Annotated in this window: 16 protein-coding genes; 11 read left to right on the top strand and 5 right to left on the bottom strand. The window is 62.4% G+C overall.

Annotated elements, in window-relative coordinates; all coding sequences use genetic code 11:
• Positions 1–242 precede the first annotated feature (242 nt).
• From AB7C87_RS16765 to AB7C87_RS16750, 4 genes are all read left to right on the top strand, one after another.
• Complete coding sequence (locus AB7C87_RS16765; RefSeq protein ID WP_369730645.1) at positions 243–1,424, top strand: sugar phosphate nucleotidyltransferase; 1,182 nt, start codon at positions 243–245, stop codon at positions 1,422–1,424.
• Positions 1,424–3,226 (top strand): glutamine--fructose-6-phosphate transaminase (isomerizing), encoded by a 1,803-nt coding sequence (gene glmS, locus AB7C87_RS16760; RefSeq protein ID WP_369730644.1) that lies wholly within the window; start codon positions 1,424–1,426, stop codon positions 3,224–3,226. The genes AB7C87_RS16765 and glmS overlap by 1 nt, the downstream gene beginning before the upstream one ends.
• 177 nt (positions 3,227–3,403) lie before the next feature.
• Positions 3,404–4,618, top strand: coding sequence for a hypothetical protein (locus tag AB7C87_RS16755; protein WP_369730643.1), 1,215 nt, complete (start codon positions 3,404–3,406; stop codon positions 4,616–4,618).
• A gap of 122 nt (positions 4,619–4,740) precedes the next feature.
• Positions 4,741–5,811, top strand: coding sequence for a quinone-dependent dihydroorotate dehydrogenase (locus AB7C87_RS16750; protein ID WP_369730642.1), 1,071 nt, complete (start codon positions 4,741–4,743; stop codon positions 5,809–5,811).
• A 57-nt stretch (positions 5,812–5,868) separates the two neighbouring features.
• On the opposite strand, the gene AB7C87_RS16745 is transcribed toward AB7C87_RS16750, so the two are convergent.
• The 3 genes from AB7C87_RS16745 to AB7C87_RS16735 all read right to left on the bottom strand — a co-directional run bounded on the left by AB7C87_RS16745 (position 5,869) and on the right by AB7C87_RS16735 (position 9,761).
• Positions 5,869–7,485: a hypothetical protein gene (locus tag AB7C87_RS16745; protein ID WP_369730641.1), complete on the bottom strand. Its 1,617-nt coding sequence runs from the start codon at positions 7,483–7,485 to the stop codon at positions 5,869–5,871.
• 2 nt (positions 7,486–7,487) lie between these two features.
• Positions 7,488–8,258 (bottom strand): ABC transporter ATP-binding protein, encoded by a 771-nt coding sequence (locus AB7C87_RS16740; protein ID WP_369730640.1) that lies wholly within the window; start codon positions 8,256–8,258, stop codon positions 7,488–7,490.
• Between the two features lie 135 nt (positions 8,259–8,393).
• The gene (locus AB7C87_RS16735) at positions 8,394–9,761 is read right to left on the bottom strand and encodes a dihydroorotase (RefSeq protein ID WP_369730639.1); all 1,368 of its coding nucleotides are present in this window, start codon (positions 9,759–9,761) and stop codon (positions 8,394–8,396) included.
• A 257-nt stretch (positions 9,762–10,018) separates the two neighbouring features.
• Between AB7C87_RS16735 and AB7C87_RS16730 the strand changes: the two genes are divergently transcribed.
• The 4 genes from AB7C87_RS16730 to AB7C87_RS16715 all read left to right on the top strand — a co-directional run bounded on the left by AB7C87_RS16730 (position 10,019) and on the right by AB7C87_RS16715 (position 15,405).
• Positions 10,019–10,999 (top strand): NAD-dependent epimerase/dehydratase family protein, encoded by a 981-nt coding sequence (locus tag AB7C87_RS16730; RefSeq protein WP_369730638.1) that lies wholly within the window; start codon positions 10,019–10,021, stop codon positions 10,997–10,999.
• A 195-nt stretch (positions 11,000–11,194) separates the two neighbouring features.
• Positions 11,195–11,548 (top strand): hypothetical protein, encoded by a 354-nt coding sequence (locus AB7C87_RS16725; protein WP_369730637.1) that lies wholly within the window; start codon positions 11,195–11,197, stop codon positions 11,546–11,548.
• Positions 11,549–12,227: 679 nt separating this feature from the next.
• A complete protein-coding gene (locus tag AB7C87_RS16720; RefSeq protein WP_369730636.1) occupies positions 12,228–12,722 on the top strand; it encodes a helix-turn-helix transcriptional regulator in 495 nt (164 codons plus the stop codon).
• 133 nt (positions 12,723–12,855) lie between these two features.
• Positions 12,856–15,405 carry a DUF7282 domain-containing protein gene (locus AB7C87_RS16715; RefSeq protein WP_369730635.1) on the top strand — a complete coding sequence of 850 codons (2,550 nt, stop codon included), beginning with the start codon at positions 12,856–12,858 and terminating at the stop codon, positions 15,403–15,405.
• Between the two features lie 435 nt (positions 15,406–15,840).
• On the opposite strand, the gene AB7C87_RS16710 is transcribed toward AB7C87_RS16715, so the two are convergent.
• Both AB7C87_RS16710 and AB7C87_RS16705 read right to left on the bottom strand, forming a co-directional pair.
• Positions 15,841–16,344, bottom strand: coding sequence for a DUF7344 domain-containing protein (locus AB7C87_RS16710; protein ID WP_369730634.1), 504 nt, complete (start codon positions 16,342–16,344; stop codon positions 15,841–15,843).
• 185 nt (positions 16,345–16,529) lie between these two features.
• Complete coding sequence (locus tag AB7C87_RS16705; RefSeq protein ID WP_369730632.1) at positions 16,530–16,700, bottom strand: DUF7563 family protein; 171 nt, start codon at positions 16,698–16,700, stop codon at positions 16,530–16,532.
• Between the two features lie 546 nt (positions 16,701–17,246).
• On the opposite strand from AB7C87_RS16705, the gene AB7C87_RS16700 reads away from it, so the two are divergent.
• The 3 genes from AB7C87_RS16700 (at position 17,247) to AB7C87_RS16690 (ending at position 19,411) form a co-directional block, all read left to right on the top strand.
• Positions 17,247–17,579, top strand: a complete 333-nt coding sequence (locus AB7C87_RS16700) for a helix-turn-helix domain-containing protein (protein ID WP_369730631.1) — start codon at positions 17,247–17,249, stop codon at positions 17,577–17,579.
• A gap of 285 nt (positions 17,580–17,864) precedes the next feature.
• Positions 17,865–18,140 carry a PadR family transcriptional regulator gene (locus AB7C87_RS16695; protein WP_369730630.1) on the top strand — a complete coding sequence of 92 codons (276 nt, stop codon included), beginning with the start codon at positions 17,865–17,867 and terminating at the stop codon, positions 18,138–18,140.
• A 269-nt stretch (positions 18,141–18,409) separates the two neighbouring features.
• Entirely contained in the window at positions 18,410–19,411 is a 1,002-nt protein-coding gene (locus AB7C87_RS16690) for a DUF1616 domain-containing protein (protein WP_369730628.1), read from the top strand.
• Positions 19,412–19,654 lie beyond the last annotated feature (243 nt).

Here is a 19,654-nt window from a genome sequence, read left to right as displayed (position 1 = left end):
TGCGGAATGACGTTCAGTGGCTACGATACTACAACGCGCTCGGTCGCCGGCCCGTCTGCGACGTTCGAGGACGTCTCGAATCCGACCATCACAGATGGCACAAACACGGCATATACACAAACTCTTTCACACAAATGTGGTTCTAAATGTTTTTACGCAGTTATTCCACCACATCAACAAATAAATCCCACTCTCCATGTCGTTGTAAGAATTAAATACGTCCGAGTGGCCGATACCGACGAATGCCCGAACGTACCGCCGTCGTCCTCGCGGCCGGGGAAGGAAAACGACTACGACCGCTTACGCGCCACCGGCCGAAGCCGATGTTGTCGGTCGGGGTTCGACCGATTCTCGAGCACACGCTGGACGCGCTGGTCGACGGTGGGGTCACGTCGATCGTCCTCGTCGTAGGATACAAACGAACGGACGTCCAGTCGTATTTCGGCCACAGTTACCGGGACGTCCCCATCACGTACGCCGCCCAGGAGAAACAGCTCGGAACGGGCCACGCCGTACTGGCGGCCGAGCCGTCCGTCGACGACTCGTTTCTCGTCGTCAACGGCGATCAGGTGATCGATCGCCGGCTAGTTCGCGACGTCCTCGACGCACACGAGGGGAGCGATTCGATCGCCACCCTGGGGTTGATCCGCCGAGTCGACGTCGGGGAGTACGGAGGCGTCATCACCGACGACGACTCCGTCACCGAGATCGTCGAAGCGCCACGGGACGACCGGGACTATCGACTCAACGCCGGCGTCTACGGCTTCGAAAGCGGGGTGTTCGACGCGATCCGTCGAACGACGCCTCGAGCCGGTGAGCACCTGCTCGTCGATGCGATCGAACATCTCGTCGAGAACGGCAACGTCGTCCGCGGCGTCGAATCCGACGGGTTCTGGGCGGAGGCAAACTATCCGTGGGATCTGCTGGGTGTCTCCCAGACGATCGTCTCGAACGGTGAACGGACCGAGGTGCCGCGAATCCCGGAGTCGACGAGCGTTCACGAGTCCGCGGAGATCAGGACGCCGATCGTCACCGGCGGCGATTGCGAGATCGGTCCGGGTGCGGTCGTCGGACCCTACACCTGTCTCGGGACGAACACGACCGTCGAATCGAACGCCGTCGTCGAACGCTCCCTCGTCGATACCGACGTTCGGGTCGGCCCCAACGCGACGTTGGTCGACTGCGTGATCGGCCGCGGCGTTCGCATCGGCGCCGGGACGGTCGCACCTGGCGGTCCCGCGGACGTTCGCGTCGAAAACCGAATTCACGAGGACCGACAGCTGGGTGCCCTCCTCGGGGATCGCGTCGACGACCGCGGTGGGTCGACGTACGCGCCCGGTGCGGTCGTCGGCGCCGATGCCACCGTTCGGAGCGGATCGATCGTCGACGGCTGTAACAGGGACGTCATCGAGGTCGGTCGCTAATGTGTGGGATCATCGGCTACGTCGGTACCGATCCCAATACGACGCGAAACGTCCTGTTGGGGGGGCTCTCGAGTCTCGAGTACCGCGGCTACGATTCGGCAGGAATCGCGGTCGTCGACGGGACGATGAACGTCTCCAAGCGAGCCGGTGAGCTCTCGGCGCTCGAGGCGGCCCTCGACGGGGAGACGATGGCGGGATCGGCCGGTATCGGACACACACGATGGAGTACCCACGGACCGCCGACGGACGCGAACGCCCACCCGCATACGGGCTGTTCCGACCGAGTTGCGGTGGTCCACAACGGAATCATCTCGAACGACGAGTCCCTCAAGGCGGAGCTGATCGATGCGGGACACACTTTCGAGAGCGACACCGACACCGAGGTCGTCCCGCACCTGATCGAACGGTTTCTCGACGGGGGCGATCCACCGGCGAAGGCCTTCGAACGCGCAGTCGAGCGCCTCGAGGGCAGTTACGCGCTCGCGGCGGTCTTTCTCGGCTCGAGCGAGATCTACGCGACGCGTCGCCACTCCCCGCTGGTCCTCGGTCTGGGGAGCGAGGCCAACTACCTCGCGAGCGACGTGCCCGCGTTCATCGAGCACACTGATCGCGTAATCTACCTCGAGGACGGTCAGTTCACCCGGCTGACGCCGACGGACGTCGAGATTACGGACAGTGGTGGAGAGCGAATCGAACCGGCCGTCGACACGATCGACTGGGACCCCGAAGACGCCGGGAAGAGCGGCTACGACCACTATATGATAAAGGAGATATACGAACAACCGCAGTCGATCCGCCAGAGTACGAGAGGCCGAATCTCGGAACTCGACGGATCGGTCACCTTGCCGGATCTCCCCGCCTCGATCGTCGAGGAAACCGACCGCGTTCAGTTCGTCGCGTGTGGCACCTCGTACTACGCGACCCAGTACGGCGCGACGTTACTTCGCGAACGCGGCATTCCCGCACAGACGTTCGTCGCGAGCAAGTACGACGTCGATCGCGTCCCCATCGAGGACGGCACGCTCGTCGTCGGCGTCACTCAAAGCGGCGAAACCGCGGACACCCTCGGCGCGCTCAGGGGCGCAAACCGGGTCGGCGCGACCACACTCGCCGTGACGAACGTCGTCGGCAGTTCGGCGGCACGCGAGTGTGACGCCACGGTCTACATCCGCGCCGGTCCGGAGATCAGCGTCGCCGCCACGAAATCGTTCGCGAGCCAGCAGGCCACGCTAGCGATACTCTCGAGCGTCCTCGACGGCCGTCGACCAAACCCGTTTCTCGGCGGGCTTCGGGATCTGCCGGCGGACATTCAACGGGTACTCGATACGTCCAACGCACGCGAAATCGCCGAGGAGATCGTCGACGCCGACGCCTACTTCTTCATCGGCCGGAGCTACCAGTGGCCGGTCGCCCTCGAAGGGGCGCTCAAGATGAAGGAGATTACCTACGCACACGCCGAGGGGTTCCCGGCGGGCGAACTGAAACACGGTCCGCTCGCGCTGGTGACCGAGCGAACGCCGGTCGTCGCGCTGGTGACGGGAACCGACGAGGTCGTCGAGAAGACGATCGGCAACGTCAGGGAGGTCGAATCCCGCGGTGCGCCGGTCGTCGTCGTCACCGATTCACCCGACGACGTCGCTCACCTCGCGGACTTCCTTCTCGAGGTTCCCGAGACCCACCCAAGCCTCGTTCCGGTGGTGACGAACGTCCAGTTACAGCTACTCGCCTACTGGATGGCGTACGAACTCGACCGACCGATAGACAAGCCCCGAAACCTGGCCAAGAGCGTCACCGTCGAGTAAGGTGGTCTGCGATCGGCTTGTTCCGGCACAACCGCCGTCGATCGATTCCGGCCGCACCGATCCGCAATAGCTATCCGTCGACCGGCGGATACGGACGACTGTACAGGTGTTCCGAAGCACCGAGAGGTCGATCCCGGTCGCTTTGGGAGACGGAGACGCGACGTTCAGATCGACCCGATGAGTTCGTTCGAGACGATCACCCCTGCCGCCAGCACCCCTTCGATCCCGGTCGAACAGTGGTTTCTGTTCGCGATCACGCTCGCGATCCTCGGAACGTTGCTGGTCCGATTGCTTCGTGCGACGACGTTTACGACCGACACCGATCGCTATCAGTACGTCGTCGTCGGCGCGGTCTGGCTCGTCGCCACCGCCGCCTACGTGCTCATCGACGTCCCCGGAGCGATCACTCGACTGTCCGCCCTCGATGCGCTTCCGAACGTCGCGGTGACGATCGTCGCCTGGCTTCCGTTCCCCGTCGGACTATGGATCGCAACCGTCGGAACAGATCTCGGCAACGTCGCGGTCCACGAGGATCGATCGGCGTACTCGATCCGCACCAGAATCCGCAGACGGGCACAGTACCTGGCGCTCGGCATCGCCCTCCTCTCGGCGGTGGTCGCGACGATCTACGCGCTCGTCGTCACGCTCGGCGTCCTCGGCGGCGCGCTCGTCGGTCTCGCCGTCTTCGTCCTCGGCTCCGAGTGGGTCGAACCACACTCGCTCGGCCAGTCGGGGACCCTCCGGGAGCCGAGCGAGGACGAGCAACGCCGCCTCGAGACGCTGTTCGCGGACGCACCACCGGTCGACGTCCCGATCCTCGTCTACGAGAACTCCGACTGGACCGATCTCGGGGTGCTCTCGGTCGGGCTTCCCCGCCGTCGGCGGCTTGTCGTCGCCGCGGAACTGCTCGAGGACGAACCCCTGGCCGAGGGACTCCTCGCAATTCAGGCGGCCCGCCTCGAGTCGGGCGTCCACGACCGGCGCCTCCTCGCGGAGATCGTCCGATTGCAGGCGCTCGTGGGCGGCGTTGTGCTCGCGGTTCCGCTCGTCTCCCCGACCGTCGGATTGGAGCCGATAATCGCCGTCGTTGCCGGCGTCGTCGGCCTGCTGTGGGGCCTCGACAGGTGGGTTCGGGCAGGGATGTACGACGCCGACGAACGCGCGGCGCGGGCGCTGGATCCCGAACAGATCGCCGACGCCGTCGAGCGGACCGCGACCCGACTCGAACTCCCGCGCCGGCGGACCCGGATCGGCGAACACGTCCACCTGGCGCCGTCGATCAACGATCGCCTCGAGCGGCTTCGCGGGCTCGAGGGTGGAGATAGCTCGGATCCGTTCGGTACGGACGACGAGGCGCCGGTCGGGAGTGCGGGCGACCGCCAGGAACGGTAAACGGGGGATCGGTCGCCTCGAGAGTCCAGCCTCGAGGCGACGGTGACGCGACCGCGGCGACGTGAGGACAGCGTCGACGCGCTTCGAGACGTTTACCTTCGATGCGTTCACACCTCCTCGCAATGACGCTGTACTCGCGGGTCCGTCCGCTCGCGTTCAGGCTTCCACCCGAGCGCGCCCACGCACTCGGGAAACAGACGCTCAGGGCGATCCAGTCGACGTATCCGACCCGCGCCGCGGTTTCTTACGCCTACCGGTACGACCACCCGGCACTCGAGGTCGACGCCTTCGGAACCCGGTTTCCGAACCCCGTCGGCGTCGCGGCCGGCTTCGACAAGAACGCCGAGGTGACTCACGCCCTCGCATGTGTCGGCTTTGGCTCCGTCGAGATCGGGACGGTGACGCCGTACGCCCAGGCTGGCAACGATCGACCGCGGCTGTTCCGCCTCGCAGAAGACCGGGCGATGGTCAACCGAATGGGGTTTAACGGCCACGGAATGGAGGCGGTCAAATCCCGCCTCGAGCGTGACGGCGTCCCGGACGTCCCCCTCGGCGTCAACGTCGGCAAGATGAACACCTCGAGCGAGGACGAAGCGATCGAAGACTACCGGCGGGTGTTCGACCGTCTCTCGCCTTTTGCCGACTACGTCGTCATCAACGTCTCCTGTCCGAACACGCCCGAGTCGTTCGACGAGTCCTCGCCCGATCACCTGCGGACGATCTTCGAGACGCTCGAGGCGGAAAACGAGGCCGGAAAGCCGATCCTGGTGAAGATCGGGCCGGACTCCCCCGAGGAGTCCGTCCTCGAACTCGTCGATATCGTCCGCGAGTTCGACGTCGACGGCATCGTCGCGACGAACACGACGACCGAACGCGAGGGACTCGAGTCCCCGAATCGCGAGGAGTGGGGTGGGCTGAGCGGTGCCCCGCTCGTGGATCAATCCACCGAACTCGTCCGAACCCTCGCGGCGTACACCGACGGCGAGTTGCCGATCGTCGGCGTCGGCGGCGTCGACTCGGCCGAACGCGCCTACGAGAAGATCCGCGCCGGCGCGTCGCTCGTCCAGCTTTACACCGGCTTCGTCTACGAGGGACCATCGACCGCGAAACGGATCAACCGGGGGCTGGTCGATCTGCTCGAGCGCGACGGCTTCTCGTCGGTCGAGGAGGCCGTCGGCGCGGACCTCGAGTGACCTCGGAAGCGACTCGCCCCGGGCGCGCCGGGAGTCCCGAAGGGGGCTCTCGAGCGATCAATCGAAGTGATACGACTCGACGGTACGAACCGCGTGGCGAGCCGAGAGCGCGCTCGCCGGGAGCGCGATGGCGACGGTCACGACCGTGCTTGCGGCCGCGACGAGGGCATGTGACGTGCCGAGGAGTGATGCGATCCAACCGCCGACGAGCGCGCTATGGCCGGCGAGCAACGGGACGGCGACCACGGAGAGAACGAGAGAGAACACCCCGAACGCGACGACGCTCGGAACGACCGCGCGGGTGCTCCGGGAGACGTTGACCGCCTCGAACTTGGGGATGGACGCGCCGATTCCGGAGGCGATCAGCCCGGCAGACGCGACGAGGACGACGGTTCCGAGGGTCAACGAAAGCGTCGTTCCGATCGATTGTGGGCTCAAAAGCGAGAGGACGAACGTCGCAGGGACCGCGATCGGTGCGACGAGTGCCGCGCCGGCGAAGGCGTGTCCGAGGACGACCGCCCGGCCGGGTTCTCGACTCAACAGCGTCGTCGGAAGCACCGCGCCCTCGTTTCCGAGGGCGTTCAACGAGAAGAGAACCCCGGCGATCCAGGCGCTACAGAGGGCGATCCACAGCGGGAACGAACTCCCGACCGCTCCCGTTCGGACGACCGTCAGAATCGGGTTGATCAGGAAAATTAACGGATAGAGAACGAACGAGAGCGTGATCGGCGCCCGTTTCGCCCGCTTCCAGTCGGTCCAGACGACTCCGACGGCCGATCGCGGGAGGATCGCGGCGAGACGGGACTGCCCCGTCGCGGACGATCCAGCCGTCGACTCCACCTCGTGTTCGACGTGGACCCCGTCGGCGTACCAGAGCAACTCGGCGAGTCGCGGGAGAACGAACGCGGCGACGGCCAAGACGACGGCACTCGAGACGACGGCGCCAGCCGCCCGGCCGACCGAGACGTCCGATGCCGTCCCGAGAAGCGCCAGATCGCCGTACCAGCCGACCGGCGTCGGCTCGAGCGCCCACAACAGCGGATCGAGCACGGCCGCGAAGTTCTGCGTGAAGATGACCGCCAAGTAGACGAGACCGATCAGGATGAACACGACTGTCCGGAGACGACTCAGCAGTTTCGACCGAACGCCGGCGTTCCGGACGACGAGGGCGACGAGCTGTCCGGCCGCGAGCGCGGTCGAAAGCGCCAGGACGAGCGCACCGAACGAAAACGGTATCGCCCACAGAGAGCGAGAGCCGGCGGCGAAGGCGATCGACGCGAGGGCGCTGTAGACGACCGTCGGGATTCCCCAGAGAAGCAGTTCGGAGTAAACGAGCCCGCCGAGAAACTCCCGGTGGGAGACGGTCGTCAGCATGCCGTCGAGGCGATCGGGTCGAAGCGCCGTCGAGTAGGCCCGATAGCCGCCGAAGCCGGCGGCGAACACCCAAGCGTAGACGAGAACGAGCCGACCCCACGACCGCGGCGACTCGAGCGAGCCCGACGCGATGCTGTGACCGAAGAAGAACGCGCCGACCAGGCCGGCGAGTGCCATCGGGACGAAGAAGATCCCGGCGAACAGGAACCCGATGAGCTGTGTCGGGTTCTCCTGGAGGGCACGCCACTGGCGTCGCAGCTCGGTTCGACCGATGGCGTGGACGTGATTCAACGACGTCATGGTCACTCGGCCGGTCGCGCCTGGCGGGAGCCGTGGTCGGTCGTCACCGAGAGGAACACGTCCTCGAGCGTCGAGTCCGCCTCGCTTTCGATCTGGGCGGTCAGCGCTTCTGGGCTTCCCTCCGTGACGATGTGGCCGTCAGAGAGGACGCCGACGGTGTCGGCGAGTTCCTCGACGACGGGGAGGATGTGCGTCGAGAGGAAGATCGTGTGACCCTCGTCGGCCATCTCCGCGATGGCGTCGATGACAGTCCGGGCGGCACGCGGGTCGAGCCCGCTCGTCGGCTCGTCCAGAAAGACGACCTCCGGTTCGTGCAACAGCGCCTGGACGAGGCCGACCTTCTGTCGCATTCCTTTCGAGTAGTCGTCGATCCGCTTGCCGGCGTCGTCGGCCAGCCCGAAACGCTCGAGCCAGGCGTCGATCCGGGCGTTCGCCCGCTCGGCGGGAATGTCCCGAAGCCGCGCGGCGTACTCGAGTTGTTCCCACCCGCTGAGCTCCTCGAAGACTGGCGGTTCCTCGGGAAGGTAGCCGATCGATCCGCGGACGGCGTCGCGATCGGTGACTGGGTTTCCGACGATCCACGCCTCGCCCGAGGTCGGCCGCGTCAACGTAGTCAGCATCCGCATCGTCGTCGTCTTCCCGGCCCCGTTCGGGCCGAGAAAGCCGTAGACCGTTCCGCGGTCGACTGTGAGATCGACGCCGTCGACGGCGACGTCGCTCCCGAAGCGCTTGGTCAATCCGTCAGCCTCGATCGCGAGCGGAGAGGAGGGCATTCGTGTCTCCCGGTTCGGGACCGATCCACACTAATGTTTGGTTATCCGACACCGAGCGAAATCGCCTATCAGGAACGAAACTGCCTATCAGGAGCGAAACCGCCTATCAGAAGCACCGCGCAGAGGGGCGCCAGGTTAGTCGACGTCGACTCGAGTCCCGTATCCCGACTCTCCGACGACGTCGCCGTCCTCGTAGACGACCTCGCCGCGGACGACCGTCGCGACCGCTTTTCCGGTAAAGGATTCGCCTTCGAACGGCGTCACGCGGGTCTTCGAGTGTAACTCCTCGCGGTCCTCGAGCGTCCACTCCAGATCGGTGTCGACGATCGTGAAGTCCGCATCCGTGCCGATCCGGAGCGATCCCTTCTGCGGATACATCCCCCAGATCTGGGCCGGACGCCGCGAGTGGCGGCTGACCCACTCCTCGAGCGTGAATCGGCCCTCGTCGACGAAGGTGAGCATCGCCGGCACCTCCGTCTCGAGGCCGACGAATCCCGAGATCGCGTCCCAGGTGTTTCCGAACGGGTCCTCGACCAGTTTCTCCTCGTCGGTGTGAGGGGCGTGGTCCGTCGCGATGCAGTCGATCGCGCCCTCGTCGATGCCGACGCGCCAGAGGTGTTCGTGCTCGTCGGCGTCCCGAATCGGCGGCTGAATGCGGGCGACGTTTCCCTTCTCGCGCAGAACGTCTTCGGTGAACCAGAGGTAGTGTGGCGTCGTCTCCGCGGTGACGTCGACGCCGCGGCCCTTGCCGCGGGCGACCGCCTTCGCGGCCGATCCCGACGAGACGTGGAACATGTGGATCTTCGCGCCCGTTTCCTCGGCGAACGTGATGGCGCGTTCGACCGCCTCTCGTTCGGCGATCACGGGCCTCGAATGGGCGTGATCGATGGGTTCGTTCCGCCCCGCGGCACGAAACCGCTCGGTGTAGTGATCGACGATCTCGCCGTTTTCCTCGTGGAAGCCCAGTCGTTTGCCAGTCTCACGGATCCGCTCCATCGCCTCGAGGATCTCGCCGTCGCTCGGCGGCGGGACGTCGCCAACCGTCGAACCGAGAAAGATCTTGAACCCGAGCGCGCCGGCCTCGTCGATGTCGGGGATCGACTCGAGGTTCTCGGAGGTCACGACGGCGTAGCTCTGGAAGTCGACGTGTGCGCTCGCCTCGCCGCGCTCGAACTTCAACTCCAGATGCTCCGGGCTGTCGATAACGGGATCGGTGTTCGGCATGCCGACGACGGTCGTCACGCCGCCGGCGGCCGCGGCCCGCGTCGCGGACTCCCAGTCCTCTTTGTACTCGAGGCCGGGTTCCCGGTTGTGGATGTGACAGTCCACGATTCCGGGGACTAGCACCGCGCCGCCGCCGTCGAGGACCTGGTCGCCGTCGGGAAGTCGGCCGCTCCGGGCGACGGCGACGATCGTTCCGTCCTCGACCGCGATTCCCGAGTCGGGTGAGCGGCCGTCGGGTGTGACGACGGTACAGTTTCGCACGACGAGATCGACGGTCATTGCCGTGGCGTTGCCGAGGGGCGCGCATATAGCTTCTGTTGGCTCCTCGAGCGGCGGTCGAACGCTTCATACGGATTGCTGAAGCGATTACCCGGTGAGAGCGCCGCCCAGGTCGCAGTTTCACCGGAAATGATCGACAGTAAACCGTATCGGCGTCGCTCGGTTCGTCCGTTCGTCACCCGCTGACGCCGAGTAGGTGGCGGTTACAGCGCAGTAGGACTTCCATACTAAACGGAGGCCGGGTGCTCCAGCCGGTAATGGGATCGCCAGCGATTCGCGATAACACGGTGCTCGTAACCGGCGGTGCGGGGTTCGTCGGCAGTCACCTCGTCGACGCCCTCCGGCCGAACAACGAGGTTCGCGTCCTCGACGACTTCTCGAACGGCCATCGGGAGTACGTTCCCGACGACGTCACGGTGATCGAGGGTGACGTCGGCGACGAAGACGTCCTCGAGCCGGCGATGGACGGCGTCGACCTCGTCTTCCACCAGGCGGCCATCGTCAGCGTCACCGAGAGCGTCGACGATCCGCGCCACAGTCACGAGACCAACCTCGAGGCGAGCCTCAAACTCCTCGAGCGAGCGCGTCACGAGGACGCGCGCGTCGTCGTCGCCTCGAGCGCCGCGACCTACGGACATCCGGACGAACTCCCGGTAACCGAGTCCGCGTCGATGGATCCGACCTCTCCCTACGGCGTCCAGAAACTCGCGCTCGACCAATACGCGCGCCTCTACGCCGATCTGTACGATTTACCGACGGTGACGTTGCGCTACTTCAACGTCTACGGACCCCGTCAGCAGGGGCCTTACAGCGGGGTCATCGCGACGTTTCTCGAGCAAGCGCGTGCGGGAGAGCCGATCACCGTCGAGGGTGACGGCTCACAGACTCGTGACTTCGTCCACGTCAGCGACGTCGTTCGGGCGAACCTCCGGGCGGCGACGACGGAGATAGTGGGTGGCGCGTACAACGTCGGGACCGGTGAGCGAACGTCGATCCGGACGCTCGCGGAGACCGTTCGGACCGTGGTCGGCTCGTCCTCGACGATCGTTCACCGCGATCCGCGGCCAGGTGATATCAGACACAGCCGTGCCGACGTCTCGAAGGCGCGCCGCGAACTCGGATTCGAGGCGCGTATCGGCCTGGAGACGGGGATTCGAGCGCTCGTAAACGAAACCGATCTGGGCGTTTCGATCGACTCCGACAGACCGGTCGTCGACAGCCCATCGGATCAGCGGTGAGTCCTGCTCGACTTCGATCCGTGGGTCGAGTGATCGTAGATAAGTTCCGTCAACCGTTACGGAGACACTGACGTATTTCGCTCGAAGCCGTCGGCTTCGGTTCGGGAATCGATCGACGTTCGATCCGTTGAAGTCCCGTACAGGTCCCTGTAGGTGAGAGATAACTATCGGTATTCGGGCTCCGTATCCAGAAGTATGATCGACAGCCTCATCGTATTCGTCGTCAGCCTCCTGATCGGCGCGCTTGGGATCTTCGTCGGAGCGAAACTGATCGTCGATGCTGAAGACTACACGTACGCGATCATCACCGCACTGATCGGAGCGATCGTCTGGGGCATCGTCGGGTTCTTCTTCGGATGGATCCCGTTGCTTGGGCCACTTCTCGTATTCGTCGCGTACCTCGCAGTGGTCAACGCCCGATACCCCGGCGGCTGGGTCGATGCGGCCGCGATCACCATCGTCGCCTGGCTCTCGGTACTCGTCGTCCTGTACGTGCTCGCGTTGGTCGGCGTGACCGGGTTCGATGCCGTTGGCGTCCCTGGTGTGTAGATCCCAACCCCCTCTCGAGATCCCAACGCTCTCCGTACAGACTCTCATCTCGATACACCACACAACTGTGATCCGTCACTGAATCTCCCGGAGCGATAGTAACCACTGTACGTCGTCGCGCACCTGATCGCCAGACGGAAGCGTGGTTCGGAAACGAGCGAAGTCGTTCGAACGACCACCGGTCGTGATGATGAAAATCTTCGGTTTTCGAACCACCAGGGAGAACTGCGGAGTAGCGAGCGGGGAACGCAGTGACCCGTGAGCTCGGCGATCAGTGTATCGATCGTTGCAGCTGTTACGATAACGGATAGCAGTCCGTCTCGCTCGAGGCGAGCTGGCAGTCGTTTCGCGATCGAGGATCGACTGGCCCGTACGATGGCGACCTCGGTACCGACGATCAGGAAAATCGACTCTTACCGCGTGAACACGGCGAGAATTCGAGCTAGTTGTACCGAACGTCTGGCCGAGTTTATCCGGATAGTATGAGAACGCTTTCGAGAGACGATGCATCGGATGGACGGTGAGTACTCTCCACGACGCTACTCATCGGATCTTCGAACAGTTGATTGGAAATGATATACAGATAAAACAAAATACTATATGATCAATAAAAAATACTTAGGTGGTTGCCATCGATCGTACCGTATCGAGTGACTGCATTCGAACACGTTCAGACGTCATGACTGCTCACTTCAGTAGCCGGATACCTTCAGATCCGCTCACAACGACGCCGTTTGATTCCGTTCTCTACGGACTCGAGACCGGACAGTGTCTCGCGTTCGGTTCACTCGTCCCGCTCGTGGTCGGTGGTCAATCACACCTCGCGGCGCTCGTCGGGATCGTGGCACTCGCGGTATTCGGGGGGGCACTCGTCCTCCGGAATCACATCGAGAATCGACGATCGTTTGCAGGCGTGGGTGAGGCCGCGCGTGAGGAGTTCGTGACCGATCAGGAGAGAGTTCAGCAACTCGTCAGTGAGAACGGCGGGCGGATGAAGCAATCGAAGATCGTCGACTCAGTCGACTGGTCCAAAGCGAAGGTTAGCCGACTGTTGGCAGAACTCGAGGAGGACGGTCAGATAACGAAACTGCGTCTGGGGCGGGAGAATCTCGTCTGCTTGCCGGATCACGAGCCGACCGCTTCGAAGTCGCCCGAACAGCCAAAAAACGAGTGATCCGCGACGCCGCTAATCGCTCTTTTCCCAGCGACAATTCGACGGCATGTCGCATAGTGATCTGTTTCTCGGCGAAATCGATGCGCCGGTTTATGCGCTAACGCCGCGTTGAACCGGTGCCTTCACGGCAACTATGAACGCACGCAAGAAGCTACTCGTAGTACTCACTGCGCTGATGATGGTCGGCTCGACGGGGGCGATGGCCGTGGGAGCGCCTGCGGCGCTCGACGAGCACGACACTGACGCCGGTGACGAAGAACTGATCGAGGAAGAGAACGACCTCGACATGGAGGACGTATCGTGGACAGTGACGATCGAACACGCGGACATATACGTCGTACACGACGTCGGGGATATCCCCGATGAGGACGAACTCGACGACGACATCGACGACAATGACAATGGCATCGACGACGACGACAACGGCGTCGATGACAACGATGTCGACGACGAGTACGAAGACGATTACGACGACAACGACAACGGCGTCGATGACAACGATGTCGACGACGAGTACGAAGACGATTACGACGACAACGACGAAGACGACTACAACGACGAAGACGACTACGGAGAGTACGCCGCAGTCGGAATGAGCGACGTCAGCCTCGACGTCACAATCGAACAAGCGACCGTTACGACGATCGGAGAAGACACCGAGGACGATGACAACGGTGTCGACGACGAAAACGGGCTTGAAGACGACGAGAACGACGTCGACGATGACAACGACGATGGTCTCGATGACGACAACGACGTCGACGATGGTCTCGATGACGACAACGACGTCGATGATGGCCTCGATGACGACAACGACGTCGACGACAACGACGATGGCCTCGACGACCACACCGAGGTTTCGATCGACCAAGCAACCGCCTTCGTCGTGCTCGAGGCCGATTCCCTGCAGGATGAGGCCGACGACGACCTCGAGGAAGACAACGACCTAGCGAACGACGACGAGGACGAGATGGACGTCACCGTCGATCAGGCGTCGATCTTCGTCGTCGTCGACGGACTCGACGACGAGCACGACGATGACAACGGCGTCGACGACAACGATCTCGATGAAGACAACGATAACGGCGTCGACGACAACGATCTCGAGGACGACGAGCATCAAGTGACGATCGAACAGGCGACGATCTTCGTCGTCCATCACCTCGACGACGTGCCGGACGAGGAGATGCCGGCTGACGACGAGGACCTCGAGAACGATGTCGAGGAAGATGACGATGTCCTGAACGACGACAACGGCATCGATGACGACAACGACGTCGACGACAACGGCATCGATGACGACAACGACGTCGACGACAACGGCATCGATGACGACGGCTACGAGGAAGAAACGCACGAAGATCTGCGACTCGAGGTGACGATCGAACAGGCGAACGTCTTCCTTCTGATCGAAATTCCGGACGAACCCGTCTTAGAGGAACCGGTCGAGGAAGAACCTGTTGAGGAAGAACCGATCGAGGAGGAACCTGAAGAACCTGAAGAACCCGTTGAGGAAGAACCGGTCGAGGAGGAGCCTGAAGAACCCGAAGAGCCGGTCGAAGAAGAACCGGTCGACGAGGAGCCCGTTGAAGAAGAGCCGACCGAATCGTTCACCGTCGATGCACTCGACGCACCGGAGACCGCGGAAGTCGGTGAGACGATCACCGTTACGGCCACGGTCACCAATCCCGGTGACGACGAAGCGACACAAGACGTTCAGTTCCGACTCGAGGGCGACCTCGTCGAGGCACAGGAAGTAACGCTCGACGCCGGTGAGACTGAAGACGTCGTCTTCGACGTCGAAACCGAGGGTCTCGAGGCTGGAGAGTACATCCACATGGTACTCACCGACGAGTTCGGTGAGGTGGCGACCCTCGAACTCACCGACGAGGTCGAGGAAGAACCGGTTGAGGAAGAACCGGTTGAGGAAGAACCGGTTGAGGAAGAACCGGTTGACGAAGAACCGGTTGACGAAGAACCGGTCGACGAGGAACCGGTCGACGAGGAACCGGTTGACGAAGAACCGGTCGACGAGGAACCAGTCGACGAGGAACCAGTCGACGAGGAACCGGTTGACGAAGAACCGGTCGACGAGGAACCGGTTGACGAAGAACCGGTCGACGAGGAACCGGTTGACGAAGAACCGGTCGACGAGGAACCGGTTGACGAAGAACCAGTCGACGAGGAACCAGTCGACGAGGAACCAGTCGACGAGGAACCGGTTGAGGAAGAACCACAGCCAGCACAGGTGACGTTCGAAGACCAGGCATCCGACGGACAGACCGTCGTCGTCGACGAGGTCACGATGGCCAGCGGCGGATTCGTGGCGATCCACGACAGTAGCCTTCTCGTCGGAAACGTCGTCGGAAGCGTTATCGGCGCCTCGGAGTACCTCGAGGAAGGGACTCACGAGAACGTCGAGATAACGCTCGACGAGCCACTCGAGGAGGACGAAACGTTGATCGCGATGCCCCACCGCGACACCAACGATGACCAGGAGTTCGACTTCGTCGAATCCGACGGCACCGTCGACGGCCCGTACGAGTTCGCCGGTGAACCGGTGACCGACGACGCAGTCGTCACCGTCGACGGCGAACACGACGAACAGCCTGCGGACGACGAACACGTCGATGACGGGGACGACGATGGCGTCGCCGAGCCGATGATCAACGTCCCGGCCTGATCAGCCACTAGTCCAACGGACGGAGCGCATGCGGATTTTCTCGTCGGTACTGTGGCCGTCTCTTCTCGTGGTAACCGATCGCGTCAGAGCTATCGTGGTCGTTGAGATCAGTGTACAACACCGTGGGATAGCTGTGAGATCGGTGTCCAAACAGTGTCAGCGATAGTAGCCACTCACGTTATCCACGACTCGTATTATACACGAACTGACTGACCGATCGGCGATCAGTGTGTCATACGGTCTACTGTAAGCCATTTCCGGTGCGACCGCGACCCCGTCGTGCGGTCACACCGGCAAATCGTTACAGCAAACCGTATCAATCGTTGCAGTCGTCACCTGATACGAAAACGACTACGACGCCAGCCACTCGAGTCGGCGAATCCGGCCGCGATCACACTCGATCGAGAGGAAACACCGACCGGGCCCGGGCGAGGATCAACTCAACAACCGATAGAGACTACTGGCGGCCACTGCGAGCAACACCAACACGCTCGAGAACACCGGATCCAGACCCGAGACGACAGGGAGCTCGAGGCCGGCGAGTGCGATCAGGAGCAGACCAAGCACGCAGACCGCGAGGTGAAACTGCAGGGTCGGTGACCGATCGTCCCCGTGTCCGTTGATGTAGGTGAGCACGGCGACGAAGTTAGCGCCGGGTTCGATCGTCTTGGCGTCCGAGTCGTACTCGATGACGCCGTCTTCCTCGAGTTGCGGGAGGTGAGTCTGCTGTAAGGAGACGTAGACGCTCTTGTACAAATTGTTCGGAACGGACGACGCATCCGACTCGTTCGCCGCGATATCGGACGCGACGTCCGACACGTCGACCTGACCCGACTCCTCCGCGAGGAGTTGAACGATCGCTCGGCGGCGGTCGTTACCCAGAATGTGAAAGACTTCGCTTTCCGCGAGCGAATCCGATCTACTCGTCTGGACAGACATCGTCAAGAGGAAATGGGAATCGCGTACTCGACAGACTGTCCGTCATCGACCTTCATACACGTACGTCCGTTTCACCAACCACCGACTTTAAGCTCTGGTATTTTTTACTAACCGTATATTTTGAAAGTTAGTCGTGTCCGTACCACTGTCTTCGCACAGAAACGTCACAGGACGCCTGGGACGAGCTATCGAGGCTCGTCACTGGGGAGGTGTCCGCCGGATTGCATCTCCCGATACGTCGTACAGGACGGACAGCCGTGGACGACGTCACCGTTGTCACCGAAGACGCGCGCGAACTGTTGTGTGACGTGCGTGCCACAGTTTCGACAGCGTGCGCCTGCCGTCGACGATTCCATTGGCCGCCAGTTGTGTCGTGTGGATTTCATTGGTGGGGGTTGAGTTACTCGGACGATTTCGATTGGTTTCAGGTTCGGCGTGATAGTACTCGTCCGGGCATCATCGGATTCAGGGGGTCAGACGCGAATAAATGACGTAGACCGTTCACCGACCGGGGGCCCTAACGGGGTGAGAAACGTCCGGTTTCTGTCCGATTTCGGCGGTTTCGACCGGTTTATCGGCGGTTTCTGGAATCGAGCCTCGTTCGATCTCAACGCGAGTTCAGATAAGTTGCGTCGTATTTGCCCTGCAAATCGGGTGTTGCCCGCCAAATTCGAGGGTCGAAATACCGTATTTCGCAGTCAAAATACGAAATTTCACGAGAGAACGAGAGACCTTCGATCGAGAAGGTACATCGTTATAAAATACCACTATCGCCTACCGATCGTGTCGCTGGAACGCTATGGTGTCACCGAACGCGGCCTCACGACGGTCCGGGCGACCCGTATCGGATCCCCTCTCATCAGAGGGAGAACAGAACGAGCCCTTCCAACGGAGTAGTGACGATGTCAACGAAAGCGAGTAATACACAGACAGAAGCGTCCGTCGACCCCGCAGCACAGCTCGACGTCCTCGGCGATACGTGTGCACGGACGATCCTGGTTGCCACGAGCGACGGGCCGAAGACGGCAAAGGAACTGACGGAGCGGACCGAAAGCTCGTCCGCGACGGTGTACAGGCGGATAAACAACCTGCTCGAGAGCGATCTCCTCGCCGAGTGTATCCGGTTCGAGGAGGACGGTTCTCATACGACGGCCTACGAGGCGACGGTCGATCAACTCGACGTGAGAATCGGTGCCGGCGGAATACGAGTCTCCCTGTCACGCACCGACGATTGAACGTTTGGTCGTGGGACTCCCGTGATCGACGTACCTGGATGACGGGCGACGGTCGTCCAGCGAACTGAGAATCAGGATCTTGGAACGGGAACGACGCACCGTGGACGGGTCGCTACCGATTTCGACGACGCCACTTCCGTCTGGCTAACCGACGTTCACGAAACCGAGACGTTCTCGAGAACGCACACTTTAGTTCTCCGAACAGTTCCTGAAAGATGCCCCCACAGGCCTGTATGATACGGATAACAAATATCTACTCACTGGAACGGTCACTGTGATTGAGCAATGCACGATCTGACCGGCTTTCAGCGAGACCTGCTGTACGTCATCGCGGGCGCAGATCGACCGTCGGGCCAAACCGTCAAGGACGAAGTCGAGAAGTACTACAGTTCCGAGATCAATCACGGGCGGCTGTACCCGAATCTCGATACGCTGGTCAACAAGGAGCTGGTCGAAAAGGGACAACTCGACAGGCGCACGAACTACTACGCGATCACCGACGACGGGCGCCACCGTATCGACGAGCGCCGCGAGTGGGAAGAGCAGTACGTCGAATTCTGACGGTACTCGAGGAGGATCGGCGCTCTCTCGCGATCACGGAACCGTCCTGGCAGTGCCAGAGACGTCTCCGGAATTACACACATCGGCTCGCCGGTCGTGCACTCACCCCGGTCGTGACCCGGTATTGTCGTCCGTTTTCTGCGTCGACGCCAGATTGGATAACTCGGCCATAACAAAACAGCGGTGTGTCGAAAAACGATACCGAGAATGGTACGGATATCGTCGATAGTCGGTCGAAGGGACGCCGAAACGAACGCGGTGTTCGGCCGATGAGCTTTCGAAGCTACACACGAACTCGACTGGAGTACGTACTCTCCTACCCGGTCGATCTCGCGGTCGTTTCTATCCTCGCCGCACTCTCTTACGTCGCCGTGACGTCCCTCTCTACCGGGAGCCTCGCGGCGTTGTTCCTGGCCGTTCCGCTCGCGCTGTTCTTCCCGGGGTACGCGCTGGTGTCGGTGCTGTTTCCGGCCGCAAAACGACCCGCCAGCGAAGCCCCTGGGGTGAACGCCAACCCGCGTGGGATCGACACCGCCGAACGTCTCGGTCTCGCGTTCGCCCTGTCGTTGACGATCGTCCCGCTCGTCGTTCTGGCACTCCCGTTCACCGAGTGGGGACTCGAAACCGAACCACTGGCGGCCGCTCTCGCGGTGTTCAGCGTCGGTTTCGCACAACTGGGTGCCGTTCGTCGCCTTCGAACCCCCGAATCCGATCGGTTTACCGTTTCACCGGTAACCAGCGTGCTATCCATTCGACGCGAGGACGATGCTGTGGTGACGGCCTCGTCGATACTGCTCACCGTTGCGATCGCGACCGTTATTGGCGCGTTGATCGTCGGATTCTTGCTTCCCGCATCCGCTGGCGGGTTCACCGAACTCGGCCTCTACACGGAGACCGAGGACGGCGAACTGGTCGCCGGAGACCTTCCCAGCGAGGTCGAGCCCGGAGAGTCGGTCCCCCTCACGATTTCGATCGAAAATCAGGAGGGCGAACGCACGGCGTACACGGTCGTCGTCCAACAGCAGAGCCTCGAGGACGAGTTCGTGGTCGATCGAACCGAGCTACAGGAGATCGACGCGGACGTCTCGGACGGTTCGACCGTGACCAGTCAACGCCAGATTACGCCGACCGCCGGTCCCGGAGAGACCGTTCGGATCAGTGTCCTGCTGTACGAGGGCGATTCCCCGGCCGTCCCGACGAACGAGAACGCCGACGAAGAGACGTACTTCTGGGTGACGGTCACTGACGACGGATCAGCCGGTGACGGCTGAGAGAAACGGACGGCGACCCCGATCGAGCCGGCCACCCGTCGACGAGACCGACAACCGACCTCGAGCCGCGATCGAGACGTCGAAGGCCACTCAGTCAGTTCTCCGTATTCGTCCAGTCTGTCGTAACGAATTCCGGGATGGGATCCGTGACGAGTTCCTGTGGCGAAGACGGCCAACAGCAGTCTAGCTCGGCGAATTTCTCCACCCTCTGATGACTCGTGGCCGTCGTGTGTGAACGAGCGA

The organism is Natrarchaeobius versutus (assembly GCF_041205745.1).
GTDB classification, from domain to species: Archaea; Halobacteriota; Halobacteria; order Halobacteriales; family Natrialbaceae; genus Natrarchaeobius; species Natrarchaeobius versutus.
Note: the sequence above shows the minus strand (reverse complement) of the source record. Positions and strands in the feature narration are given on the sequence as shown.

Bases quoted from the DNA above. Each gene is read 5' to 3' on its own strand.
- AB7C87_RS16765 (WP_369730645.1), top strand. From the start codon at position 243: ATGCCCGAACGTACCGCCGTCGTCCTCGCGGCCGGGGAAGGAAAACGA.
- glmS (WP_369730644.1), top strand. From the start codon at position 1,424: ATGTGTGGGATCATCGGCTACGTCGGTACCGATCCCAATACGACGCGA.
- AB7C87_RS16755 (WP_369730643.1), top strand. From the start codon at position 3,404: ATGAGTTCGTTCGAGACGATCACCCCTGCCGCCAGCACCCCTTCGATC.
- AB7C87_RS16750 (WP_369730642.1), top strand. From the start codon at position 4,741: ATGACGCTGTACTCGCGGGTCCGTCCGCTCGCGTTCAGGCTTCCACCC.
- AB7C87_RS16745 (WP_369730641.1), bottom strand. From the start codon at position 7,485: ATGACGTCGTTGAATCACGTCCACGCCATCGGTCGAACCGAGCTGCGA.
- AB7C87_RS16740 (WP_369730640.1), bottom strand. From the start codon at position 8,258: ATGCCCTCCTCTCCGCTCGCGATCGAGGCTGACGGATTGACCAAGCGC.
- AB7C87_RS16735 (WP_369730639.1), bottom strand. From the start codon at position 9,761: ATGACCGTCGATCTCGTCGTGCGAAACTGTACCGTCGTCACACCCGAC.
- AB7C87_RS16730 (WP_369730638.1), top strand. From the start codon at position 10,019: ATGGGATCGCCAGCGATTCGCGATAACACGGTGCTCGTAACCGGCGGT.
- AB7C87_RS16725 (WP_369730637.1), top strand. From the start codon at position 11,195: ATGATCGACAGCCTCATCGTATTCGTCGTCAGCCTCCTGATCGGCGCG.
- AB7C87_RS16720 (WP_369730636.1), top strand. From the start codon at position 12,228: ATGACTGCTCACTTCAGTAGCCGGATACCTTCAGATCCGCTCACAACG.
- AB7C87_RS16715 (WP_369730635.1), top strand. From the start codon at position 12,856: ATGAACGCACGCAAGAAGCTACTCGTAGTACTCACTGCGCTGATGATG.
- AB7C87_RS16710 (WP_369730634.1), bottom strand. From the start codon at position 16,344: ATGTCTGTCCAGACGAGTAGATCGGATTCGCTCGCGGAAAGCGAAGTC.
- AB7C87_RS16705 (WP_369730632.1), bottom strand. From the start codon at position 16,700: ATGGAATCGTCGACGGCAGGCGCACGCTGTCGAAACTGTGGCACGCAC.
- AB7C87_RS16700 (WP_369730631.1), top strand. From the start codon at position 17,247: ATGTCAACGAAAGCGAGTAATACACAGACAGAAGCGTCCGTCGACCCC.
- AB7C87_RS16695 (WP_369730630.1), top strand. From the start codon at position 17,865: ATGCACGATCTGACCGGCTTTCAGCGAGACCTGCTGTACGTCATCGCG.
- AB7C87_RS16690 (WP_369730628.1), top strand. From the start codon at position 18,410: ATGAGCTTTCGAAGCTACACACGAACTCGACTGGAGTACGTACTCTCC.